Source organism: Citrobacter sp. Cb031, assembly GCF_030336725.1.
Taxonomy (GTDB): Bacteria; Pseudomonadota; Gammaproteobacteria; order Enterobacterales; family Enterobacteriaceae; genus Citrobacter; species Citrobacter braakii.
The window spans coordinates 1-209 of record NZ_JAOWDA010000007.1 but is presented as its reverse complement, the minus strand read 5'-3'; the positions used below and the strand labels follow the sequence as shown (position 1 = coordinate 209).

Sequence of the window (209 nt, the reverse complement as noted above, 5' to 3'; positions counted from 1 at the left end):
CACGCCTTGCCTCAACAGAAATTAAGGTTAAACGAGATTTAACTACGATGGGGCTATAGCTCAGCTGGGAGAGCGCCTGCTTTGCACGCAGGAGGTCTGCGGTTCGATCCCGCATAGCTCCACCATCCCTTACTGCAAAAACACAAGAAAACTTCAGAGTGTACCTGAAAAGGTTCACTGCGAAGTTTTGCTCTTTAAAAATCTGGATC

1 tRNA gene is annotated in these 209 nt (G+C 47.4%); it reads left to right on the top strand.

Going from position 1 to position 209, the window contains the following annotated elements:
* The first annotated feature begins 49 nt into the window (after positions 1-49).
* A tRNA-Ala gene (locus OGV93_RS00665) sits at positions 50-125 on the top strand.
* The last annotated feature ends 84 nt before the right edge of the window (positions 126-209 follow it).